This window comes from Methanosarcina sp. A14 (assembly GCF_001729375.1).
Classification (GTDB): domain Archaea; phylum Halobacteriota; class Methanosarcinia; order Methanosarcinales; family Methanosarcinaceae; genus Methanosarcina; species Methanosarcina barkeri.
In genome coordinates this window covers 12,509-33,169 of the sequence record NZ_LZPK01000358.1, presented here as the reverse complement: position 1 = coordinate 33,169, position 20,661 = coordinate 12,509, and the positions used below count along the sequence as shown (strand labels likewise).

The window sequence follows — 20,661 nt, the reverse complement described above, 5'->3', positions numbered from 1 at the left end:
TCTCGTGTTCGTCGCTTTTATTTTCATCATTTACAAAGTAAAATCCAATATGCTGTTTATCCTTTGGAGCAAGCGAGTGGTCATAGTTACTTATTGGAGTTGCCCAGTAGGCGAAGTCCTTGAACCAGATCTCTGAGCCTGTATAATTAAAATTGGGAAACTCTTTTTCCAGTCCAAGCCAGATGGTCAGGCTTTTACTGTGAACTATACCTCCAAGATTTGCCTTATATTCCTCAGGGAGATCTTTTATAAGCCTGGGAAGCTCGGTTGCAAAACCTGTGTAGATAACAAGGTCAGAGCTATAGATTTCATCGGCTTCCACGCCTGAAACCTTTCCGTCCTGTACAAGGATGGATTTAACTTCACATTCATTTTTGATTTCAACGGTTTCCGGAAGAGAGTAAAGAATGGCATCTAGCAGAGCTTTTAACCCCTTTCTGGGATAGCCCTGAGAATAATTTATATTATTTGTTGCAAGCCTTTCAAGGGAAGTAAAGGGCTGGGTGACCTTTGTCATCCTGGCCTGAAGGGAAGCGTGGAGGTGATATGGAAGAATTGAGGCAAGGATCGACTCTGTAGATTGAGATTTTTTTGGTTCCAGTCTTCCGATCATTGCATCAAACTGTTCCTGGGTGATGCTGTCCCTTACAAAACTGCTTCCCGACAGAACACGCTGGGCAGAGGTTTCCTTCATTGACCTGCCAGAGAGAAAAGCTGATATAGTATCCACAAAATCGTAGGTGTCCTTTGAAAGATTTTTTGGTAGAAAATCGTATACTGACTGGTTGGAAAGGTCTATTCCGAATGAAGAAAGGGTAAAGGCTTTTGTAAGGATCTGGGAAAGCAATAACCTGTCCTTTCTTGGAAGCACATCAAAAGTCACGAAATCTTTCAGATTGGAAGGAACTTTGACAAAAGCATTTTCAGTCCGAATATAGTAGTGCCCATAGTCTTCAAACACAGGTAGAAAATCAAAATAGTTATCCATTAATCTCTTTAGAGGTCCTTCAATCAGATGGGTAATTGCGTGTGCTCCTGTATCTACCTGATAGCCATCTACCATGTAGCTGTTGCAGTTCCCGCCTAGATTTCGTCTTTTTTCAAGAACAAGGACTTTTTTTCCATGCTTTGAAAGCGTAAGCGCTGCAAGAAGCCCACTTATGCCTGCCCCAACAACAATTACATCGTATCTTTTCATACCCTTAACTACCTCAATTTTTCCAGTGAATTAAGTTATAGTTAAATGCAGTTATGCACCTTATTTTTCTCAACTCACAACGGAATTCCATATTAGTGGAAGGATTAAATAAAATATGTTAAACAAAATATGTTATAACTATAAAAATTATTTTAAGTATAGGATGTATTAACCATATTATATAATTTATGATCTACTTATATTTGAGTCATGGCTTATATTTGTAGGGTACCATAGAGAAAAAAATAGTATTTATAGTTAACAGTTGGTATGGTGAAAACCACCAAAAACGTAGCTTATATAAAAACGTAGTTTGTTTTCCTAGCACACTACTTGCTATGGCTAGAACGTTACTTGAAACTATTCAGGTAGCTTTTGCAAAGCTAAACATCTTGCTTATTTATTTTTCAGTGTATTAGTTGTTATGCATTAAAATTTTTTAAGACAAATAAAGTTTTTCGGTATAAAAAAGGTATAGATAAAGTCCCTTTGGGACTTATTTTTCAATGTTTACTTTCTTAAACTTAAGATAAACCAGTAACATTCCAACGAAAACACCGAGGACTAGATATTTTACAAGTTTATTTGATTGTGCCACTACCATCACCCCCATTTTTTATATATAGTTAATATGTTGTACAGATATTAGAACTTTTCTATATAAAACCATATTGGACTATTATTTACTTAATATACAATATCATAAAGTAAATTCCAAAATACTAAAAATTAGATTCAAAAAATAGAAAAACTTTGTGTTGTAGTTATTTGCCTCGATTCTCGCTCTTTAAGAACTATAAAAAGTAGTAAAGTTTTTACTGAATACAGTATTGTAATTTTATAGAAATAAACCGAGGAGAAACTTATGAAGATCGTCGGGATACAGTCAAGCCCAAGAGGTAAACACAGAAATACTTTAAAACTACTGAACACCACTCTGGATGGAGCCTCCGAAGAAGGAGCAGAAGTTGGTCAGTTGATATTGCCAAAACGAAGATCAAATACTACACTGCATGCAATTCCTGTCATGAAACTGGGGTGTGCACAATAAAAGATGACTATGAGATTGTATTGAAAAAAACTCCTGGATGCTGACGACATATTTTTGAGTAGCCCGAACTATATAACAAATGTAACAGCTCAGCTCAAGATAATGTTTGATAGAAGCCCGCTTGTTATTCATGAACAACTATTTGATGGAAAATACGGCCTTTCGCTGACGACTGCAGACAGCGATGAGCTCGACTTTGTACCTAGAATTATGGATAATTTTATAATCCAGTGCGGAGGCCAGACATGAAGCCTGGAGAAAATGGTTTAAGTATGTAATTCTTGCCAATAAAGAACATTGGACGCATAACTGCGCTTACTGGATGGAAAAAGGATGGTTGAAAGAGTAATTATTCGGAGAAATTCGGAGAAACTGTCAGTTAGTTTAATGGAGGGTTCATTATGTTAGGCCTTGAAGAACTGGGAAAAAAGCTTACCGAAGCTGGCAGGTTGAAATTACGTCCATTATGTGTTTACGGTACGGATGAAATTTCTGAGGGTGCAATCCCATCATATAAAGTAGCTCGTTGTGTAGCAAAGGCGATTTACACTTCAGCTCTCTTTGAAGAGACGCCCCCAATATATATTGAGGCAAGACACGAACAGTGTTGCGCCGGTGGGATGGCTTGGATGGGACTTGCCGAACCGCATCCAAAACTTAAGTACTTCGTAACTGTGGGCACCCCAGACTTCCATGGAGGCGCTGCCGAGCATTTAAAGGCAACCCCTGAGTTATTCGATGAACAGAGAGAACGAGCAGGAAAAATCCTTCCACATGGCAAATATACGGTCATTGCTCCGTGTACTTACAACCTGGCACCTGAAACTGTCAGGTCTTTTATTGTCTTTGCAGGCAGCGAGCAGATCAGGAACCTCTGCGGGTTGGCACAGTTCAGCAGCTCTTAGCCCTATTTTAAAACCGTGATACCCGGAGGGCCTATTTGCGCTACAATGATCGCTTTCCCGGCAGGCATGGCAGAAAATGCCCCGAAAGATTCGGCTTATGTTGGGCCTGTTGATCCTACAGGAAACCCTTGGCTGTCTCCCGAATTAATGATAATGGGTATTCCTTCGAAGCTGGCGCAGCAAATGGGAGCCGACCTTGAGGAATCCTTTATCTGCAAGCGGAGTAATATCGCATATCCTAAGAATCGTATAGCTATAAAACCATATACAAAGATTACAGAGAAGTGATGGTATATAGGGAAATGGATTTCCTTACCTTCAAATTCTTTTCGACTCTCGGATTTTTACCGACTTTAGTCCACAGGCATGTAGTTTGCCTCAATAACTTCACCCTCTTTAATTTTTCTCTGCCTTCCAAACAAATTTTTTGTGGTGAACACTATCCATCTCCAATGAAGTGCAATGTGGGCAACAAAGAAAAACAGCATCAGGATTCCAACTTTGTCATGGATCAACCTCAGGATTTGACCTGCTGCATGGTGGTTGAAATACATTATAAGACCTGAATAACCCACTAAAGCAAATTGAATGAATAATGCCAAATCCACAAGATAGTTGAGTTTTACTTTTCCCATCTTTTTGGTTTGTTTTTCTTTTCTGAAAAAATTCTTTGTGGTGAGTACTATCCATCTCCAGTGCAATGCAATATGAACAACAAAGAAGAGAAGCATCAGGATTCCAACCTTATCATGAATCAATCTTAAGATCGGACCTGCAGCATGGTGATTGAAATACATTATAAGACCTGAATAACCGACCAGGGCAAATTGAACGAAAAATGCCAGGTCTACAAGATAGTTGAGATTTATTTTTCTCACTTATTCCCTCCGTTCTAATATTTACAGCTATATTTTTTTTAAGATATTCAATTTAAGTTTATTTGATTGATTTTCACTTGATTGGTTTTTGCTTCATATGAACCGTTTATCATAGCAGTTCTGCTGTCCTACGGTAACTGCTACAGTAACTGCTACAGTAACTGCTACAGTAACTGTTGTACATACCCCTTAATTGACGGAAAAAGAAATAAAGATACTTGCAAAAAAGGAGGTAAATATAGATTTACCTTTAATTTAAAAGCTAAATAATAGATATATATTTAAATAAAGCTTAACTATTAAATATATACATTAATCTAAGCTATTTTAACCTTTATTTGTTAATTGCTTAAGTAATATGAACCAGGTCTGCAAAAAACCAGATATATAGGATCAAGCAAAAAAAATTTGAAGCGGCTAAAATGCTCCCAGAAAAAGAACTCCATATTTACCAACCTTGCCAGAAAGCCAGAGTTTCCATTATTTAAACAACCTGGTATAATTGATCTGAGAAAAGATGAGATTTTATGAGAAAACCTTGACAATAAATAGATAATGAAGTTATATGCGAAAACTCCTGGATTTCATAGTGGTTACTTTCGTTATGTCTTCATAGATTAAACTTTTGTAAATAAATTTGGATTAACTCTTTCAACTTATAAGCATATTCTGTTGGCTCGGCCATAAGTCTAGAAAATCTTATAAGTCCTGAAAAATTCTTACATCTCAGTGTCAGGTAAAATCCCAAAACTGGGTCAAAGTACTGGGAAACAACACTCAAACCTCTGGTTTTGTCGAAGGAAATGGCTTATATGGAAAAGCTAAAAATTCTTTTGAGAATATCTTCTAGCAAATAATGCTTTACTGAGATTTAATTTTTCCTTAAATGTGTGATTAAAGATTAAATTTAATAAATAACTCATAGAAAAGCTTCATTGATAAATTAATTCCGTATACTTCTTGTTTTTGTTAAGTATGCTTTTATTATTAAATGCCAATGAAGGAAATGACTGCCTTCTCCTAAAAACTGACAGGTAAGGCATCTGCATCTGACAGATGCCTTTAATCCTGTATGACTTATGGGAATGAAGCAAATAGAAACATGATACCTCGCCACTCTTAGTGGCCATTAAATCAACACAAAAGTTTTCCCATTGAGAAGTAATAGAAGAAAGCAGTCAAACCTACACTCCAGAAAATGAGGCACTGTGCATCTTGCAGGTGCCTCAAAAACAGACCAGCTATCAATCCCTACTTCATACATGAGGCACTGTGCATCCTGCAGGTGCCTCAAAAACACGGATTGCTATTAACCTATTACTAATCCTGTAATTCGAGAAGGAGAGTTAAATAACAGAAAAACCAAAGAACAGTGTAATAAATATCATAGTGTGTTATTAGATTCGATGTTTCAAGCAGAACACAAACAGGATCAAAATTAATCCGACAACTCTGAAGCATGGACATGGTTTAGAGGGTATGTATGACGCTTACCAAGATTATAGAGACATTAAAAACGAAATTAAATGCCTCATATATTTTAAAATCGCTTGAAAAAGCAGCGGGTTTCTCCAGTGAATCGGACAATGATTCCGAAATAGATGATCCAGGAGAGATCGCGAAAAACATCCCTTACGGCAGTCCAGCCCGTAATTTTGCTAAAAGTCCTGATTCAGGGAATGCCTCCAAGAATGTAGAGGTTCCACTTATCAAACTGACCGATGTCTGGAAAATTTATCAGATGGGGGAAGTTGAGTTTGCGGCCCTTAAAGGAATAAATCTTGAGATTTATGAAGGAGAGTTCCTTGTAATCCTGGGCCCCAGTGGAAGTGGAAAAAGCACGCTTATGAATTTGCTGGGCTGCCTGGACATGCCATCAAAAGGTACTGTTTGCCTGAATTCAAAAGACATCTCAGAACTAAGTGAATCCGAACTCACCGTCGTCCGAGGAAAAATGATTGGCTTCATATTCCAGAGCTTTAACCTTCTTCCAACCCTGAATACGGAAGAAAACGTGCTTTTACCTATGGAATTCCAAGAAGAAAATCGACAAATAGCCCGACAAAAAGTCTCATATCTGCTTGACATTGTCGGACTCTCAAACAAGAAAAAGAACCTTCCGTCCCAGCTTTCAGGCGGACAGAGGCAAAGAGTTGCAATAGCTCGCTCCCTGGCTGTAAACCCACCTATAATCCTGGCAGATGAACCTACAGGAAACCTGGACAGTAAAACAGGGGATTATATCCTGGATTTCCTGGACGGACTGCAGAAAAGTGAAGGTAAGACAATAATTATTGTAACACATGACCTTGAACTTGTAAAATATGCAACAAGAATTGTGTACATCCGAGACGGTGAAATTGAAAAAATCGAAACACATCCTAAAAACGAACAAAGTATGAAAAATGAAAGAGGTACGAAAAATGAAGCAAATCTAAATTGAGGAATTAAAATGAAAAAGTTCTCTTTGCTAAAAATAATACTGATGTTTTCAGTATTCATATACCTTGGAGCTGGGACGGCACTTGCCTCTAATGGGAACATAAAATCCGCATCTTTGGAAGTAAACCTAGCTAAACAGAACCCTGATGCTGCCCGTCCTGGAGAACCTGTTGAACTCACAGTCAACGTGCAAAATGTAGGAAACGCTAACCTGAAAGACATCGCTGTCACAGTTAACCCTGAATATCCTTTCAGTAAGGTTTCCGGAGAAGAACTAACAAAAAAGGTCTCCTACCTGACTGCACGGCAGGATGATGATGATGCAGCAGTCCTCAAGTTCAAGCTTATGACAGATGCAAATGCATCGGAAGGCACATATGATATCGATATAACCACCACTGCTAAAGAAAGCGGATCCTCATTAAACACGATTGCCACAACAAAAACCATCCAGCTCGAGGTAAAGGGTAAAGAGTACGCGCAGATTGTTACCATAAACAAAGCAAGCATTGACCTGGCACAGAAAGAACCTCTGGAATTCATAATAACAAATACCGGAAACTCACCTCTGAAAAATATGGTAGTTTCCTGGAAAGACCCAAAAGGGGTAATTCTGCCGGTATATTCGGATAATACAAAGTACATCAAGTATCTGGCTGCAGGTGACTCCGTAACCGTATCTTACTCGGTAATGGCAGATGTAAATGCAGATCCTGGACTCTACACTCTGGATGTAAACCTCAAATTTGAAGATTATGAATCGAATGAGAAAAGCATTGCTACCACAGCAGGGCTTTTCGTTGGTGGGAAAACTGATTTTGATGTTTCTTTTTCAGAAAGTGACCAAGGAGAGGTTTCTCTTTCAGTTGCAAATGTGGGCAACAACATGGCTTATTCCGTGAAAGTTTCGGTCCCTGATCAGGACGGTTACAGGGTATCAGGAAGCTCTTCAACGATTGTTGGAAACCTTGAGAAAGGGGACTATACAATTGCATCTTTCAATATTGTGAGCACACAGAGTCCTGGAGTGGCTGAAAGTGGAGGAACACCAGGGGTTGCAAGAGCAAGCGAGAAAGATAAAAATGTAACTTCCATGGGTTCCAATCCCCTGGAAGTCCAGATCGAATATACGGATGCAAAAGGAGAAAGAGTAACTGTTAATAAGGAAGTAGAACTCGAAACAACTGCCGGAAGTGTGAATGCACAGGGGCGAGGAAGATCAGGATCGGCAAGTAACAGCAGTAGATTCAGTTCATATCTGACTTATATTGTTTTAATAGTGGTTGCAGTAGCAGGGTTATTCATTTACCGCAGAAAAAAACAGGTCGAACGCGAGAAAGAATCCGGAAATAAAAAGTCTGAAGACCAGAAGCACGACTCAGGAACAGGTTCAGGGACAATTCGAGATTGAAAAGAAAATCTCCATAGAAAATGGGGGGGTGCAAGATGAGAAGCACAAACCTTTTCAAAAAACTGCTCCCGCAATCCTTTTTAAAAAAGGCTTGAGCGAAAATCCCAGCAGCGAACGGAAGGATGCGAGATGAGAAACTCAACGTACCTGAAAATGGGCCTGAACATGCTTGTGCATAGCAAACTCCGAAGTTGGCTGACCATTATTGGAATAGTTATAGGGATCGGATCTGTTGTTGGCATCCTCTCCCTTGGAGATGCTATGCAGGAACAGGTGCAGAGCAGGCTTGCCGAAATGGATCTGACGAAAATAACCATAAGTCCAGGATATATCAAAGCGTCATCCAACATGCCTGGCCCTCCTGGGATGAGGGGTTCATCAACAGATGCTGAATTGACAGATGATGACATTGAAGCTCTCCAGGGTCTGGATGGAATACAGTACATAGCTGGCCAGATATCGGGTAGTGAATCAGTGATTTACGCAGCGCAAAATGCAACTCTCTCAATTACAGGTGTGGACCCCCAGGTCTGGAGGTATATGACTACCTTGAAAACACAATCTGGAAGATTGCTTGAACCGGCTGATAAATATGTTGCTGTTATAGGAAGCGTGGTTGCAAGTGGAGTTTATGACCAGGAAATAGGGGTCAACCAGGTAATAACTGTAAACGGTAAAGCCGTGCGAGTTGTTGGTATCCTGGAAGAAGAAGGTGGACGTGGAGACCGAAGCATTTACATGCCGCTCGATGGGGCAGTAAACCTGCTTGATGACGCAGAAGAAGGTGTTTATGATAGCATCACGGTGAAAGCCAGGAGTGAAGATCTGGTTGATGAACTGATGGAAGATATCGTGGACAAACTCATGGTTTCAAGACACATTATTCAGGTAGATGACAGAGACTTTTCCGTGACAGCTTCTAAATCTATGGCTGAGTCTGTTACCGAAATGACGAGTTCAATGACCCTGTTTCTTGGAGCTATTGCAGCCGTATCCCTGCTTGTAGGAGCCGTCGGGATTGCAAACACGATGTTCACCTCCGTCCTGGAAAAGACAAAAGAGATCGGGACCATGAAAGCCATTGGGTCAAAAAACAGGGATATCCTCATGATTTTCCTCTTTAATTCCGCAATGGTTGGTCTTGTTGGTGGTATCCTTGGAGATATTCTTGGAGCTTGTGTTTCAACTCTCTTCCCTGTGCTAGGTCTGCAAATGATGAGAGGAAGAGGGTCAGACACTTTCGAAGTTTATTTTGCCCCTGACCTGATGGCTTTCGGGCTTCTCCTGGCAGTTTTAATAGGGGTGATCTCAGGAATCATCCCTGCATACAGGGCTTCAAAGTTAAAACCAGTAGATGCACTGAGATACGAATAAACGGAAAAGAAAACGGCTCAACCCATTCTTAATTTCCTGCTTAATTTGAAACTAAGAAGAAAACAGAAGGTGTAGATTATCAGATATTGCAGTACTGGTAAGCAAAAGTTTGAATGAGTTGCTGGACTCAATGACTTTCTTTGAAATGACTCCAGAAAAGTTAAAGAGTCAAGGTTTAACTTTGATAAAACTTTGAAGACTTCTTTATTTTTCGTCTCCTGCTTCCATTCAGAACTTCTTAATCTATATAGAAAATTTGCGGAAAAAATAGGCTTTACACTATGAAAAAATTTGTGAATATTATTAGAAGGCTTCAGAACCTGAGTTTCAGAGCTGGACTTTTGACATGTTGAACCATGAACAGAAAAAATCAGTGTGAGAATATGAAAGAAATTGCAAAACATACTGGTAGATGATTGAATGAGAAAAATTAATCTAATTTTGACAGCTGCCCTTATACTGGCTATATTTCTTTGTACTGGTGCGAGCGCTAGGAACGTAGAAATCGGAAGCAGTCCAGAATACAGGAATACTCTTGATTGGGTATTTGTTGAACCTCAGAATCTTGAGGTTCAGTACTGCAGTTTCGTAAGTACTGTTGAAAGTAGAGTACATGAGTTTCAAAACTCGAATTCGAGATTTACTCTGTCTCCTGGAGAAAGAAACAGAAATATGCCACAAAATTTCCAGCCCACTTATAATAACGGGAGACCTCAACAGTTACCTCCGACTGTCTCCAGAGAAGACTCTTCAAAAGGGACATCTCCTGACATGAGGTCCAGGAGTTTTCTGGACGAACAATACATAACGCAGCAAAACACTTCCTACTATCAATCCTGTGTTACCCCATACGCAGATGCTGTAACCTCTTATCTTGAAGAAAATGGTCTTGACGATAAGTACGAGATATATCAAGCCGCTTTATCGTGGACCTGGGTATCCGATGAGACCCTGAACGGTGTAGATGAAAAATGGCTTACTCCAACAGAGTTTCTTGATGAAACCCCTGCATATTCCAGCAATCCGGATTATGGAGAGCCTGTCAGTGATTGTGAGGAACAGGCAAACACTCTTGCATCCCTGCTGATTGCTTCGGGAGAATATAATGAAAGTACCGTGCGTGTGGCTATAGGGAAAGTAGATTTTGGAAATACCAGTGGTGGGCACGCCTGGGTAGAAGTTTATGAAAACGGGGAATGGTTCCCACTTGACCCAACTGAAGGACCCTACTACGATGATGACAACTGCTCTATAGTATCTGCCGATGTATCAGACATCGATTATGATGAGTACCTGGAAAGTACATATCCGGCTGTAAGAGTCTGGTATTATTACAATAACAAGTACTTTATGGAAGTAGGAAAGCAGAACGGAGATGTTCCAGTGTTCTGGGCCGAACAACCGGAAAGTTATTCCGGAAAACAGAATGGAGATGCTCAAATGTTCAGAAACGAGCAGCTAGGAGGTTATCCGGACTGAACACTCCTGTCGGATAAGGTATTTCCGACCTTCGTAGAATTATCAAGTATTTTAACTCTAAGGCGGGAAGTCACCTTCCTTGACAACTCCTGGTGAGAACCGGAAGGTGGCAGGTGGGGATGGAAGCCGTCAACTTCAAAATATCAAATTGCGGGCAGCCATCCCACCCTAAGCAGACTGCCCGATAATTATTGACAGTAATAAAAAGTGCTAAAAAAAACAAATAAGACCCTTAAATCAAAAAAGAAGGAATTCCTTTATTACCGAAAATAATTATGGGACAGCCTGTAAAGATCAGGATATTCGTGACCATCTGCGCTCCCATAGTAATAAAGTCAACCTCGGCTTCTGAAACAAACAAACCCTGGTATGCCTGACTTTCTTCACACAGTTTATCTTTAGACTTTTTAAAAAATTATTTATTATCAACCCTATTTGGGCTATTTCTTCCTGAAGGTGCTCGGCGCTGTTCCTATCGAATTCTTCGGCTAAAATTGGACCCCTCTTGTTTCCTTTAAAATATAAATCCGGTTCCGGTCCGGATTTTAGCAAATTCGGCGGGATCTTCAAAGTTTGTGAAACTCATTTCCGGCGTCCTAGAAGTTGGAGTTAAATTTATGGGAAATGAAAACCTTCTGGTCTTCCGTGAAGTTATGGTTTTATACAGTTAAAAAGTAGTATGATTTTTAATAAACTTAATCTTTATTTGGATTTAATTTGACAAGCAAGAAAAGTCTATTTTATTATTATTATCGCTATCAATTCGTTGTGTTTTGTCCTGAAATTATTTCGCTTTGAAACTTTTTTGCTTTTGTTCATTTTGATCCAACGGATCTTTTTACCGTTAAGTTTCACATAAGGGATTGCAACCAACATAATTAACGTAAAATAATTTTGAGATAAAACAAACTTCGAATTTTTTTATTTTACATGATCGTGCTCCTTTACTATAAAGAATTAAAATTACTCAATGTTTAGCTTATACTTTACTTGCTGTTATATTATTTTTTTAAATTTCGATACAATTTAAATCTGCGAAATTATTTCAGGACATAATAAAATTCTTTTTGACTTATTAATCCTCTTTTAAAACCCCATTTGAGTATACTGGAATATGTGTATACAGTACAGGTTAGGAGAACTAATGAGGCAACTAGGAGATATGTTGAGAAGCATGGCTATCAGTACTATGTAATGAGTCATAACTATAACCTGAAATAGCTCATTTCTACTAAATTGTGGAGACTTCGTCGGCTCTTACTGGAAATAAAGAGCTGTCTTAAGATCCAGTATTATATGACTTTCTCATGGTCCTTATTATTAAGTTTGTAATAATTGAGTACAGTGTTGAATGGATTTGTAGTATTATATTCTTTTTTTTTTAGTTTGTAAGAATTGAAAATAGTGTTAAATGAATTTATAGTGTTATCATCTTTTAGATAATAAGATAAAGTTTTATCAAGCTTTAAACTTCCATCACGTTTTTTATTTAATTTTTTGAAAATAAGTATGTTTATAAGATAATTTCTCCTGTAATTTTTTACTACGTGTACTCCCGAATAAAACTAAAAAAAAACAGGAGGATTATATGAAAAATAATAGTAAGTCTATACTGAAAATAACAATATCTGTTTTTACCGTATTAATGGTACTAGCTTTATTGTCTCAAGGAGTCTGTGCAAAATGTATTGTAACCAAGACTCCTCTAGGTGCAGGAACTCCTCCGGCAACGCAACGTCTAACCGGCGGACATAATCGTATTGATTATACGGCGGTAGCCGCTTCGCGTACTGATCCAAGAATAGTACGATTTAAGGATTTATCAAAAGGTAAAGAGACATACATCAGATGGGACTTTGGAGATGGAACCCATAAACAAGGAACAAAAATTACTTCATCACTAAAATATCCGGTTCACAAGTATTCAAGAACTGGTTTTTATATTAGTTGTCTGACTATAAAATGCAAGGGGTATAATGGAAAACTGTGGGTTCATAAAAATATTGTTATTAGATAAACTTGGAAAAGTTAACATTTACTTACCTTTTCCAGCTTTTATAAGCAGTGTTTTTATATTGAGCTTATGCCAAAACTCAAAATTAATTATCTGAATCCTGTATTCTGAATTATCAGTAAAGTTTCAGATCATGAAAAATAAATCACAAAAACAACTTTAAAAATTTATTAATGTAAAGATAAAACTGGTTTTGGGATGAGCTCAGTAATAAAATTTTTTGCTATATTTTTGCTTAAAATCACAATCAGCCACTGCTATATTATTTTTATTACCTGCTTTCTTACTGTTTTTGCATTTACTCTCTTTGTCGAAATAAGTAGGGTATTCATATTGTCTATGTAATAATTGCCCCCTATAAATATCCTCAAAAAATACGTAATTTTTAGTCTCTAACTTTGCACACCAATTTTTTTAGAAATCTACCACCCAAAGACTACATAGGACCTGAAATGCTTCCTAAAATATGTTTCACGACGTATATTATTTTATTAATATAGTATTTGTATATATATTTATTGTGTTTTTATTATATTATATTAAAAAATATTAGTTTACAAACCCACCTATTTTCAGGCTGATTATTCCAAGCAAATGATCACAAATCACATGATGACCCTGCCTCAAACCAATTTTGCCCTCAAGCCAGTAAGTTTTCAGAACTACTTTTCATGATCAAAAACTCAATTTATAATTTGGAATACAAATTTTAGAGAAGAAATTTGAGTTCTTAGATCAGCTCATAATCTGAAGCTCGATTAAATATTCAGAATACGACTTCATAGACGCAGTTTTGATTTTAGGGATTAACTCTATATTTGATTCAAATAGCAATACGGAAGAAGAGAAGCTTTACGAGAAACCGATTACAAAGTTTAAGTCTTTGATTGAAAAATTGAAGGCATAAAAGCATTATTTAAAAAACTTAAAAATTATTTAAAAAACTTAAAAATTATTTAAAAAATTTAAAAATTAGTTAAAAAACTTAAAAATTAGTTAAAAAACTTAAAGATTAGTTAAAAAACTTAAAAATTAGTTAAAAAACTTAAAAATTATTTAAATAATTTATTGTATATTCCGAAAATCGTGCTTGAGATCTGTTTTTGTTTTGTGTTCCTCGAGATGCTGGATATGAAAGGATCAACCACCCTGTTATAAAAGGCCTTTGAGAGTTCTATGCCCGTCATGTCGACGTACTTGTAAAACAAATAGCTCAAGGGTATTATTAATAATACAGACAAAAAACACGAAATAAAAACAGCTATCCAGTATGGCAATATCTGGTGCAGTGCGAGGAACAGTGCGCAGGTAAAACTGCTTATTATCAGGAAATGTATCAGGTACAGCGAATAGGATATTTTTCCGAGAAACACTGGCACTGGAGAGGAAAATACTTTTTGCATCCATTGGCTGTTCAATAAGACATACAGAATCATGCCGGCGCCCAGGATATGATATGTCAACTTTGGGATCTCAAAGAGACCGTTATTGAGAAAAGCGTATAATGAATCGTTTGTTACAGTGCCTATAGGATACGACCCGAGAAATAATCCTGAAAACAGTATAACAGATAATATTATTTTGTTATCGGTTTTAAATATATCGGTTTTAAATATCGAGGTTTTACTGTTGAACATGTCAGCAAATCCCATACCTATAATAAAGGCAAAATAGTAAGAATTGAAGAAAAGCACTGATGCAGCAAGGTAGAATGTCCAACGGTTCCGTTTCACTCCGAACAGTAAGGCCATTGCGAAAACAAGCATAGACCCATAAAATTCTGTTGTCATTGTCCATAAAACCGGATTATATGTATCGTCTCCTGTAAAAAATGATCCCCACAACGCTTGCTTAACCGCATCGACAATGTCTGGAGTAAAAGTCCAGTAGTTGTCGTAATTATTATTTCCAGAAACCATTACGGTTTCAATATAGTAATGGAATACCCCAGTTGATGCCAGTAAAAACGATAATATTGTTACTACCAACACCGGAACAAACAACCGGATATATCGGCGCATTGCGCCGCTTATAATTATTTTTTTGTCCCTGTTTTTAAAGTATTTTTGGGTTAATACATAGCCACTGAGAACAAAGAAAATGCAGACCGAAAAATTCCCGGCACCAATTAATCCCAGGGGTGTACTCGAGAAAATCTGTTCAATATTTCCCATATGTGAAGGCATACGATCACTATAAATCATCGCCGGGACTAATATAATGAAGAAATGCATTATCATCACATTAATCGCAGCTACGCCACGCAGCCCATCAAGATAGTATATCTTCTCGGTCATACTTATTGCTCAAAGAGAATTTTACTTAAACAGAATCTAAAAATTTCCATAACAAAATCGCATTTAATGGCCGGATTTAATAAATGAGGTTCAACTCCAGCTTAATTGCGTAACACCTGTAATTATTTTTTGGTAGATCTTTCCTGAATAACGAGAGCTGCAGATAAAATAAGTCTTTCCATTTGTTCCAGTTCCTGTCCTAATGAGTTTAGCTTTCGAGTCTGAGGGAATGTAAAGTAAGTATTGATGTTTAGCACTGAATTCCAGATCAAGGCTTATGAATTAGAAAAATCCCCTTTTTTGCTTATGTTTTCTAACGTAAAAAGAGTCTAGAATATACAGAGCAAAGAGGATAGTCGTGGAAATCAGTTTTATAGGAATCAGTTTTATAGAAAATGTTTTTCCATTGAATTTAATATTCCGAAAATTGAATGAAAATAAAATGAAAATTTAGAAGATATAATAAAAAAATATAGAAGTTAAATGAAAAATTCCGAAAAGGGATTCCCTTGAATCCAAACAATCTTTGTCTATTTTTTCTAAATACCATAAACTTCAATCTTTCAGGATGGTACTTCCGTCATCACAGTTAGCTATGAACACCCCATTGTCCAGGATGCCTCCGGGAACATTAATTATTCTGTCCTCTATCCAGATTCTGTAATTCTCAGAAATTAAACATCCAATATCTTTTTGAAATATTGACGAGTGTTTGAAGTAGTTCAATTTTACAGTATCAGAGGTTTCCTCATATAGTCCACATTCTTTAAACTTTTTATTCATATAGACGTCAAATGTGCCGTCATCGTGGAGAATAAAATGGGTTGTCTTGTTGGTGTATTTTCTGGGCATAGGGATCACACTGTTAATACATTAAGTTATATGAATTCGTTTTTCAACTTCATAAACTGAGTGTTGCTTTGATATGTTTCTATTTCATGTATATAATATTTTTGTTTTTATTAATATCTTTTTAACAGCACCTTTTTACATCCACAAACTTCCGTAATCGGTAAATGAAAGTTATGGCAATATAGTTTTTCCCGAAACTGTTGCCATCTGGATAAGAGCTTTTGGGCGGTTGCCCTTAAAAGATTTCTCAAGATTTGAAATCGCAGTTATCTGCCAATCACGCAAACCATTTTTCTTCAATTTGGGAAGATCCAGTAGCTTTTCCTGCAAAGGCCTGTTTTAAGTAAGATACCCCTCAAAAGTTTCAGGCCTGTAGAAAGAAAAATTTCCATTTTCCTCAAAAAGGAAAAACAGGAGTTTTTCAGAACTGATAAGGAAAAACAGGAGTTTTTCAGAACTGATTAATAACTCACGTGCACTCTATAAATTATTGTTATTTAATTTCTTCTTAAAAGAAATACCATTGCCAATATCATTACGAGGCTTGCCGCTCCAAATCCAGGTATATCAGGAACAGAAATGGTAACGGACTTATCTTTAGATGCGGATGGTTCAGGGTTGGATGGTTCAGGGTTTGAATCATCTACATGAATAGGGAGATCAAGCATTTTATCTTCTCCATCATTTTTATTATTTCCAAAATAATAAATTACCCTGCCTGTAACATCAAAATCCCCAACCTGGTTGGCTGCAATCCTCACTTCAATATCCCTTCCCTTGCCGGGTTCAATGTCATAAGTAGTTGTGTACTGTCCCGCACCGGACTCAACAAACTCTGAAGAAGAGACACTCATCCCAGACGGAGGAATAATAATCGCCTGGACATGCATGGTAGGCTTTGTGATAAAATTCACAGCCGAAAGCTTGAACAGGATGTCTTCTCCCTTAAGAACTGACGTTTTTTCGCCATGAAGGTCCACACTTGCAGAAGATTTTTCCGGCTGGTCGACTGAGGTTTCTTCAGGTTCTTCTTGTGTGTTTTCAGGTTCTTTACTATAATAATTGTTTATAGTAGTTTTTTGCGTGTTAGTTTGTGAATTATCATAATTATTTACAATAGTTGTATCATAATTGTTTAACGCATCAGTTTGTATGTTTTCAGGTTCTTTTGTCGGATCGTTTGCCTCTTCGTCCTCAGTTCCTTTTACATCCTCTTTGCTTTCTTCAGAAACAGCTTCTCCTACATAATGATTTACCAGTTTGGCTTCAACTCTACACATGGAGATTTCTTCCCCTAACTCATTGAAGTATATGCTACCATATCCTTTTGATGAGTCTGGATTTACATAATACAAACTGAGCATCTGATTACCATTTTTATCTTCCCATGTATCACAGTTCCATGTCGGCTGTTTATCTTTCACGGTATCAAATACTGTAATAATATAGTTATCAGATACTGGGATACCAGCAATGAAATCAGTTATTTCTTCTTTTGTTGGGAGATCTTTGTTTTCAGTTGCTGCTACACACGATATCAGCAGAGCGAAGATTAAGAAGACACCTGTTATTTTTAGTGGCAGTTTCATTTTAACTCCTGTTCAATCTATCGTAAATAATTTGTATAATCTGAATGATGACATCATAATGAAGTACAAAAACATACACATACCAGCTATGAAGTAAAATGGTCCATTTGTTAGGTTTTATTACAAAAATAATATTTCCTCAGTTTGATACTATAATTCATACCTTTGTGTCTCATTTTCCCATGGTAAAATTGATTAACTCTCCTGATTGTGAAAAGTTTCACTGATTTTGTAATAAAGCCAGTGTCTTGAAAATTTAATTGTTGGTCACATGTTATCCCTGAATCATTTTCTGTTGATAAAAAGTTATCAAAGATTATGCTCAATAATTAAATTGCTATGACACTAGATTTTTTGCAACGGAACCGAATTAGATATCTATGCATATGTCGCGGAAGAAAAAATTTGTGCAGTGGCTACTGATGCAGTGGATGAAAAGACAATAAATAACAAAAGAAAGGCGGTTGAAGCTAAAACTACCAGGCGTGATTTTTTTGTTGTCATTATATTCTCGTCCTTTACAGTATTTTCAAAAAAATAGACTGAATAAATTAGTTGTATAAAGAATCTATAAAGCTTTCCATTTTATTCTGCTCCGCATAAAAATGCTTAAATTTAAATAGAGAAAGTAATTCAATTTACTTTATTTATGACTGTTGTTAAGTAAAGAATCGTGACAAATTGCGCCAATCCCCTTAATATTTTTCAAATACTTTAATAGATCATGAGCTAGAACAAGATCTCTATTTCATGTAAAGAGGCTATAATTTAAAGCCAGTTTCTAATGCAAAATAGATATCTCAGGCACGAAAATTCCTTAACCGATGACCAATGGAGATTATTTCTAAAAATCAAGGAATAAACTGCTAAATATGAGATTATTTCTAAAAATCAAGGAACCGAAGGCTAAATATTGGAGTAGTTACAAATTCTATTTTAATGAGCCCTATGGCAAACCTGTCTGTTTGAATATCTTCATAAACTATGAAATACAATAGTAACTAGGGGTGAATAATTGTGAATAAGTTAATGAAAATAGTGGGTTGTATCTTAGCAATAATAGGATTCGCCTGTGTTTTAAAATACATCATGCATTGCAAAGAACGTTATTCTTTGTGTGACTGGCATAAAACAAAAGAAGAAGAAAAAACAGCCGGTTCAACTGTATCGCATAAAATAAAAGTAGAAGATGAAGAAAAAAGACATGGTACAAGGTATGGCTCTAATCCCATCCGTTATTAAGTGCCATAAGACGTCTTTATTTTTTATCAGGGGATTAAGCACCCTGATTTCTGGCGTTTCTCCTAAAAAGTAAACGAGCAACGTTTTATACCATTTTTTCTTTGTTTAATGTATCTATTTTCATGTATTTCTCATCCATTTCCTGTTTACACTTATCTTTGATTGTTTTGACCTCTGTGTAAATAAGCATGCTTTCTTTTCTAATTCCCTTGGTAGACTCTATATGCATTACAGCTGCATCTACATCTACACCTTATTCAATAATGTTTCTACTTTACGCCACTCTGTATACTTAATATCCAGCTCTTCACCAAGTTTATCTTCAAGTTCAAAGATTTCATTTCAGAGTTTCATAATTTGGCTGTCTATCTCTTCTTTTGCAGACGCTATTTTCTCCCCCATATATTGATCTTACTTTCCTCAGATGTCTTCAAAAATAACATTTTACCTATTATTGTTTTTGGATAATTATATTAAATTTGCAGTTATTACCTCAACTGAAACTTCAGGAAATGGTTGCCGGAAGTTTTCAATGAAGGCAAAAGGCCTAAAACGGTGGGATATTTCAAAAATATACGAATAAATTTTAAAAAATTTGTCAAAAGTAAAAGTACTTCAAAAAGTGATAAATGAAAGTAGAAAATACATTTATAAGTACGGACTATCCTAAAAAAGAATAATAAGATTTGAAATTCTCTTAAGAAAGGACTGTAATAATAAAATACTGAGTCCTCAAAGTCAATAAAGGTTAAATTAAGATTAAACAAAAAAGAACAGAGGTTAATAAGGGTCAACAAAATCTAAATGGTTAAGCTTCAAATTGAATATTAGCTTAAAATTACGTAGATTTTGACTTGATCTGTTGATTTCCTAAATTTCACAATCGCAAGATGTGAGGAATAAGATGAAAACAAAAATAATTGTGCTGCTTCTTATATTCGGCGCCGTTTTATTTTCAGGATGCACAGGGAATGAACAACCCTCAACAGAGAAAAATGCAACCCCTGAAGAAACCGCAACTCCTGTGGAAAATACAACTATTGTAGATACACCGGAAGAAAATGCAACTGCCATAGAAACCGAAACCTCGGAAGAAAATGTAACTCAGGAAAATGTAACTCAGGAAAATATAACTCAGGAAAATATAACTCAGGAAAATGTAACTTTGGGAAATAATGGAAGACTCAATATCTCAACTTCTGAAATTAAGGACACCCCATATCTGTTAAGACTGATCAATAACAGAATAAGTTCTTCAAGTCTTGAAATAAAGAAAGGAGAATCAGTTTCTTGGGTAAACATGGAAGACAGCCCAAAAAGAATTCTTACTCTCGCGAGTGAAGAAAAGCTCTTTGATGATACAAGACTTGCGTACAAACGTGCTTTTACATATACCTTCAACGAGACCGGAGACTACCGCTTCAGTGTTATCGGCCAGCCCAGAATGAATGTTACCGTTAGTGTGGCTGAACCCTGATAAATAGTTCCTAAAAAATGAAGAGTCAAAAGTTCAGGGAAAATCGGGCTTGATAAATGTTCTAACTATTTGCAGGAAAGGCCGATAAAATTTCGGCCGATAAAATTTCCTGGCAATCTATTTTTCAAATTTTTTAAATCAGGACATTTCTGGACAAATATACATCTTAATTTGCTTCTCCTTAAGTGTGCATGTTCTTTTTTAAAGCTTTCTGAGACCTTTAGAGATACGTTCCTAAATAATATACAAAGTAACATTAAAATAAGTTCCTTATTGCTAAAATAAGTTCCTTATTGCTAAAATAAGTTCCTTATTACTAAAATAAGTTCCTTATTATATGATCTAGATTAGTGCTTATCATCCAAAATTCACACCTTCACTTCAAAAATAACTCAGGTTTAAAGGACTGTTCTAAGAAAGCATTATTATTTATAAATGGCTTATATTAAATT

The 20,661-nt window shown here is 36.5% G+C and carries 17 protein-coding genes; 11 read left to right on the top strand and 6 right to left on the bottom strand.

Features of this window, described 5'->3' with window-relative positions; translation table 11 throughout:
• Positions 1–1,198: NAD(P)/FAD-dependent oxidoreductase (locus tag A9239_RS15655; protein ID WP_069575374.1), on the bottom strand; the 1,198-nt coding region annotated here is incomplete at its 3' end.
• An 865-nt stretch (positions 1,199–2,063) separates the two neighbouring features.
• Here A9239_RS15655 and A9239_RS20670 point away from each other — a divergent pair.
• The 4 genes from A9239_RS20670 (at position 2,064) to A9239_RS20970 (ending at position 3,442) form a co-directional block, all read left to right on the top strand.
• On the top strand, positions 2,064–2,249 hold the full coding sequence (locus tag A9239_RS20670; RefSeq protein WP_230629137.1) for a hypothetical protein: 186 nt from the start codon (positions 2,064–2,066) through the stop codon (positions 2,247–2,249).
• Positions 2,250–2,303: 54 nt separating this feature from the next.
• Positions 2,304–2,498, top strand: a complete 195-nt coding sequence (locus tag A9239_RS20665; RefSeq protein WP_230629135.1) for a hypothetical protein — start codon at positions 2,304–2,306, stop codon at positions 2,496–2,498.
• Between the two features lie 152 nt (positions 2,499–2,650).
• The gene (locus tag A9239_RS20975) at positions 2,651–3,154 is read left to right on the top strand and encodes a DUF169 domain-containing protein (RefSeq protein WP_329957071.1); all 504 of its coding nucleotides are present in this window, start codon (positions 2,651–2,653) and stop codon (positions 3,152–3,154) included.
• A 66-nt stretch (positions 3,155–3,220) separates the two neighbouring features.
• Positions 3,221–3,442: a hypothetical protein gene (locus A9239_RS20970; protein WP_329957072.1), complete on the top strand. Its 222-nt coding sequence runs from the start codon at positions 3,221–3,223 to the stop codon at positions 3,440–3,442.
• A gap of 65 nt (positions 3,443–3,507) precedes the next feature.
• Here the strand turns inward: A9239_RS20970 and A9239_RS19130 are convergent, their stop codons facing one another.
• Positions 3,508–4,032, bottom strand: a complete 525-nt coding sequence (locus A9239_RS19130; protein WP_052712808.1) for a DUF4405 domain-containing protein — start codon at positions 4,030–4,032, stop codon at positions 3,508–3,510.
• Between the two features lie 1,483 nt (positions 4,033–5,515).
• On the opposite strand from A9239_RS19130, the gene A9239_RS15635 reads away from it, so the two are divergent.
• The 5 genes from A9239_RS15635 to A9239_RS15615 all read left to right on the top strand — a co-directional run bounded on the left by A9239_RS15635 (position 5,516) and on the right by A9239_RS15615 (position 12,755).
• Positions 5,516–6,475: an ABC transporter ATP-binding protein gene (locus A9239_RS15635; RefSeq protein ID WP_069575372.1), complete on the top strand. Its 960-nt coding sequence runs from the start codon at positions 5,516–5,518 to the stop codon at positions 6,473–6,475.
• A 9-nt stretch (positions 6,476–6,484) separates the two neighbouring features.
• Entirely contained in the window at positions 6,485–7,885 is a 1,401-nt protein-coding gene (locus tag A9239_RS15630) for a COG1361 S-layer family protein (RefSeq protein WP_048117356.1), read from the top strand.
• Between the two features lie 129 nt (positions 7,886–8,014).
• Positions 8,015–9,259 (top strand): ABC transporter permease, encoded by a 1,245-nt coding sequence (locus tag A9239_RS15625; RefSeq protein ID WP_048117353.1) that lies wholly within the window; start codon positions 8,015–8,017, stop codon positions 9,257–9,259.
• Positions 9,260–9,679: 420 nt separating this feature from the next.
• Entirely contained in the window at positions 9,680–10,738 is a 1,059-nt protein-coding gene (locus A9239_RS15620) for a transglutaminase domain-containing protein (protein ID WP_052712810.1), read from the top strand.
• Between the two features lie 1,588 nt (positions 10,739–12,326).
• Positions 12,327–12,755, top strand: coding sequence for a PKD domain-containing protein (locus tag A9239_RS15615; RefSeq protein ID WP_048117351.1), 429 nt, complete (start codon positions 12,327–12,329; stop codon positions 12,753–12,755).
• Positions 12,756–13,804: 1,049 nt separating this feature from the next.
• Here A9239_RS15615 and A9239_RS15610 read toward each other — a convergent pair.
• From A9239_RS15610 to A9239_RS15600, 4 genes are all read right to left on the bottom strand, one after another.
• Positions 13,805–15,049, bottom strand: coding sequence for an acyltransferase (locus A9239_RS15610; RefSeq protein ID WP_048117348.1), 1,245 nt, complete (start codon positions 15,047–15,049; stop codon positions 13,805–13,807).
• Positions 15,050–15,604: 555 nt separating this feature from the next.
• A complete protein-coding gene (locus A9239_RS15605; protein ID WP_048117345.1) occupies positions 15,605–15,901 on the bottom strand; it encodes a hypothetical protein in 297 nt (98 codons plus the stop codon).
• Between the two features lie 171 nt (positions 15,902–16,072).
• On the bottom strand, positions 16,073–16,186 hold the full coding sequence (locus tag A9239_RS20660) for a DEAD/DEAH box helicase family protein (RefSeq protein WP_230629288.1): 114 nt from the start codon (positions 16,184–16,186) through the stop codon (positions 16,073–16,075).
• Positions 16,187–16,398: 212 nt separating this feature from the next.
• The gene (locus A9239_RS15600) at positions 16,399–17,490 is read right to left on the bottom strand and encodes a hypothetical protein (RefSeq protein ID WP_048117339.1); all 1,092 of its coding nucleotides are present in this window, start codon (positions 17,488–17,490) and stop codon (positions 16,399–16,401) included.
• Positions 17,491–18,507: 1,017 nt separating this feature from the next.
• Between A9239_RS15600 and A9239_RS15595 the strand changes: the two genes are divergently transcribed.
• Entirely contained in the window at positions 18,508–18,732 is a 225-nt protein-coding gene (locus tag A9239_RS15595) for a hypothetical protein (protein ID WP_048117336.1), read from the top strand.
• A 904-nt stretch (positions 18,733–19,636) separates the two neighbouring features.
• On the top strand, positions 19,637–20,209 hold the full coding sequence (locus A9239_RS15585; protein WP_048155545.1) for a hypothetical protein: 573 nt from the start codon (positions 19,637–19,639) through the stop codon (positions 20,207–20,209).
• Positions 20,210–20,661: the final 452 nt, after the last annotated feature.